Raw genomic sequence first — 4,120 nt, forward strand, 5'->3', positions numbered from 1 at the left:
GGTCGTGCGGGACAGGGGCTCCTCGGCCCAGTGCACGCCGGTCATGATCTGGTCGACGCGCTTGGACAGGGTCCACTTGTCTTCGTCGAACCAGCTGATGCCCTCGCCGATTCTGGTGTTTTCGCGCGCGGCGTGCTGGCCAAATTTCACGTTGCGCCGGATCGGCATGAAGTAGGTCATGTCGTCGGCGAGCAGATTGAGCCAGTCGCGGAACTGCCGGTTATCGAGCAGATCCGCCTCCGCGTAGAGGAAATCCTCCATATCGGCCTTGAGCCGGTAATAGGCATCGGTGCGCGGCAGAGCTGAAGATGCCGCGGCTGCCGCCTCCGCAGTCAACACGTCGCTCATGTCTTTTCTCCCTAGTTGTTTTTCGGCTTTGGCGGCACCGGCCCCCCCTGATGGGCGAAGCAGCCAACATCGATCACCGTTCCGGAAATCGCTTCCGCTTCGGGCGAGATCAGGAACGCGATTGCGTTCGCAATGTCTTCACCAGTCGCTGGCCGTCCTGCCGCAGTGCCGGGCGCGCCTATGCCGAGCCGCAAAGCATCGCCGCCGACCCGGCCGAGACTCATGCCGCTGACGATGCCGCCGCCGCCGGGTACGACCGTATTCACGCGAATACGATGATGCAGGAAATCGTAAGCCATCGCGGCGCTCAGCGCGAACAGGCCGCCCTTGCTGGCGCTGTAGGCGGCCATGTTGGGCTTGCCCCATCCGGCGCCGGACCCGACATTGACGATCGCGCCGCCGCCGGCCTTGATCATGTGCGGAAGCACGGCGCGGCTGCTCAGATAGGGGCCCTTCAAATTGACGGCCATGATGCGATCGAACGTCGGCTCGTCGGTATCCAGCACGGTGCCGAGGGGACCGATGGCTGCGTTGTTGACAAGGGCATCGATGCGTCCGTGAAGCTTCAGCGCGGTTTCAACAACTTTGGCGACGTCATCCGAATTGGAGACATCCGCCTCCATAAGTTCAGCCTGCAGCCTGCGCTCCTTCAACTCCGATGCAAGCGAAGGGATCGCCTCCGCTGCGATGCTCGATATCTGGCGAGCCTCTAGACCGAAAGCGACAACGGAATGCCCGACTTCGGCGAGGCGCAAGGTAATCGCGCGGCCGATACCGAAAGTGCCCCCGGTGACGACGACGACGCGGGGCGTCATTCGGCAGCCCGTTGCGTCAAGCGGTCGTCACCGCCGAGCAGTTCATCCCAGTCGCCGCCGCCCATATAGGCTTTCCAGCGCCGGTAATAGCCGCGGGCGATTTCTTCCGTCACCTGCACGCTGATGGTGCCGCCAAGCGTGGCGTGGTCGCGGGTCCAGGCGCCGAGCGATTGCTGGTAATTGAAGGGATAGCGGCGCGCCACGGTGCCTACACTGGCGGAGGTCGCATAGAGCCAGTTCTCCATGTCGTCTTGCTCCGTCATGCCGGCCGGGCCGGAATATCGCATGTAGTAACGGCGCAGATAATCCTTTACCTCCTTCGGCGCATCGGCGTCGACCAGGAAGAAGCGCCAGCCTTCGGTTGAGGTCGGGCTGTGCGGATGCCAGGCACAAAGGCCGCGCGGTTGCCGGCCGTGATAGGAGGTGTTGGGGAAGATGGTGCCGACGAATGGCATCAGCCGCGCCTGTTCGCCGAGACGGCGCTTGCGCTCCTCGAAGCAGTGGCGGAAATATTGCTCGAGCACTGGATTGTCGAGGAAGGATTCAATGTACTCGTTGTTCTCCGGCTGGATCGCGCTGTGTACGCCATGTCCTTCCGGAAAGCTGATCCAGACGTGCTGCGCCTTCTCCAGTTCGTCGTCGCGTCGGCCCTTCTTGCCAGAAGCAGCGCTTGGTCCGATGCCTATCAGATCGACCGAGCGATGGCTCGGGTTGTGATAGGTATCGCCTAAGAAATTCTCCGCCGCGAATTTCCAATTAGAGGGAAACACCCATTTGTGGACGCCGATCACCTCGGAGCCGCCCTCGCGTCCGTCGCGGCAGTCGAGGGCTTGATCGAGATGGATTTTGGCGTCGCCGAGATAGGCGAGGAACTCCGGCGCGTTCTTGTCCCAGGTCGCCCACACCGTGCCCTTGTAGATCGCGAGCTTGGCCACCGACACGAGCGAGTTGGCGTCGCGATCGAGATTGGGCTCATAGAGGGAGCGATATTGCGGCACGCCCTGCAGCTTGCCGTCAGTCGTGTAGGTCCAGCTATGGTAGGGACAGGTGAAGATGGAGGTGTTGCCTTGCTCGTAGCGGCATACCTTCATGCCGCGATGCCGGCACGAGTTTAGGAACGCGTGCACCACGCGCTTCTTGTCGCGGCACAAGATGACCGACTCTTCGCCCATTCGAGTGGTGTAGAAGTCGCCAGGATTTGGAATTAGGCTTTCATGACCAATGAACAGCCAGGCCCGCGTAAAGACCTTGTCGAGTTCCTCCTTATAGAGATCCGGATCCACGAAGATTTCGCGGGTAATGAATCCCTGCTCGGTGTCAACGAGCTTGGCGATATCATCGAAGCGACTTCCCATTGCCATCGTCGTTCTTCCCTGTACGAACCGTTGGAGCTAGATCGCGGCCAGCCATGTCCGCAGCGTGGACATCATTCTCGAATTTTCTGCTCCGCGACGTAGGGTGTCAAGACGCGGGTTGCATTAAGTCATTCGCTCGGGTTCGAGCCGGTTCTTCCCGAGGCAATAAACTTCGACGTGCCGGCCGGACGACATTCCTCCCTTCGTCGCCGTCGCGAGGTCCGCTTACTCGATTGGTCCTGATGTCGTTCTCTCATGCTTTAGACGGCGATGGCGTCCATCAGCCGCGCCTTATCGGATTCGCTCGCAGTGTCGCCGGCGAAAATGACGGCACCGCGCTCGATGGCGTAGAATCGATCGGCGACGGCGAGCGCTCCATGCACGTTCTGTTCGACAAGCAGAACCATGGCGCCCGCCTGCTTCATCTCGGCGATAATCGCGAAAATATCCGCGACAATCATCGGCGCCAACCCCTCGCTATCAGGCGTTTGGCTTTCCAAGGGACAAGCATACGCTCAATGTCGTCGAGCACCAATGAGAATACAAAGCCGAGCACCGCGATCACGATCAGAACCTGCCACGAGTTCGAAGACCAGCTCTCCGTTTCGAGGTCGGGCCTGAAACTTCTTGCCGTCAACTCCTCGGTGCGCCATCGGCTCTAACAATCCAACATCGCGACCGCACTACCCCGTTGTCCCGGAGCAGCGGTTTGACCCACCTGGCGGTATTGTGCGACACATTTTTCTAAACGTCAGAGAAGCTCGCCATGGTGAGCAGGGAACTGGTCGCCAACCCTGTTCCCGTGTCATGCAACTGGCAAGGGTTCGATTGCCGGCCATGGAAAACCCGGCACAATGTTGTTCAGAAAACTCCAGAAGCTACAGGGGAAGATACGTCAATGGGTGGCCTGAAAGTTCTTATCGTCGGCGGCGGTATCGGCGGCATCACAGCTATGTTGGCGCTGCGGCAACGCGGCATCGACGTGCAACTGTTTGAACAGACCGCTGCGTTCGGACAGGTCGGCGCCGGCCTTCAGGTCTCTTCAAATGCTGCGCGTATTCTGATCAAGCTTGGGCTTGGCGAGGCGCTCAAACGTGTGGCTACCTATCCAGAAGGTCGCGATTATCGCGGCTGGGACACAGGCGAACGGCTCTATTACACGCCACTCGGGCAGAAAGCAGAGGCGCATTTTGGCTCACCGTACTACGCCGCGCACCGGGCAGAATTGCTCGAGGTCCTGTTGAGCGGTCTTGGCGAACAAGGGTTCCGGCTTGGCTCGCGTGTGGTGCGCGTCGATCAGGATCAAAGCGGGGTCTCGCTAAAGCTCGCCGACGGGTCGATTGCGCAAGGCGACATTCTGATCGGCGCCGACGGAATTCACTCGACGGTGCGTGCGCAGTTGTTCGGCAAGGAACTGCCTCGCTACACGGGCAACGTTGCCTGGCGCGGCTTGGTGCCCGCCGAACGCATAGCGCACCTTGATCTTGGTAGTGTCGTTGGCGTCTGGATGGGGCCGAACCGCAGTATCGTCCAGTATTATGTCTCCGCCGGCAAGACCTTCAATTGGATCGGCATCAGCCGTTCATCGCAACCTGCCCAGGA

At 60.4% G+C, this 4,120-nt stretch carries 5 protein-coding genes; 1 reads left to right on the forward strand and 4 read right to left on the reverse strand.

The annotated features are described in order from the left end of the window. From VGP39_RS07720 to VGP39_RS07735, 4 genes are all read right to left on the reverse strand, one after another. Nucleotides 1-348 (reverse strand): aromatic-ring-hydroxylating dioxygenase subunit beta (locus VGP39_RS07720; protein WP_327567516.1); only part of this gene is annotated, 348 nt, incomplete at its 3' end. An 11-nt stretch (nt 349-359) separates the two neighbouring features. Continuing rightward, nucleotides 360-1,163 carry an SDR family oxidoreductase gene (locus VGP39_RS07725; protein WP_327567517.1) on the reverse strand — a complete coding sequence of 268 codons (804 nt, stop codon included), beginning with the start codon at nt 1,161-1,163 and terminating at the stop codon, nt 360-362. Then, complete coding sequence (locus tag VGP39_RS07730) at nt 1,160-2,524, reverse strand: aromatic ring-hydroxylating oxygenase subunit alpha (protein ID WP_327567518.1); 1,365 nt, start codon at nt 2,522-2,524, stop codon at nt 1,160-1,162. The genes VGP39_RS07725 and VGP39_RS07730 overlap by 4 nt, the downstream gene beginning before the upstream one ends. Before the next feature lie 254 nt (nt 2,525-2,778). Next, nucleotides 2,779-2,979 carry a hypothetical protein gene (locus VGP39_RS07735; protein ID WP_327567519.1) on the reverse strand — a complete coding sequence of 67 codons (201 nt, stop codon included), beginning with the start codon at nt 2,977-2,979 and terminating at the stop codon, nt 2,779-2,781. A 305-nt stretch (nt 2,980-3,284) separates the two neighbouring features. On the opposite strand from VGP39_RS07735, the gene VGP39_RS07740 reads away from it, so the two are divergent. Beyond that, nucleotides 3,285-4,120: FAD-dependent monooxygenase (locus VGP39_RS07740; RefSeq protein ID WP_327567520.1), on the forward strand; the 836-nt coding region annotated here is incomplete at its 3' end.

This window comes from Bradyrhizobium sp., from assembly GCF_036009065.1.
Classification (GTDB): domain Bacteria; phylum Pseudomonadota; class Alphaproteobacteria; order Rhizobiales; family Xanthobacteraceae; genus Bradyrhizobium.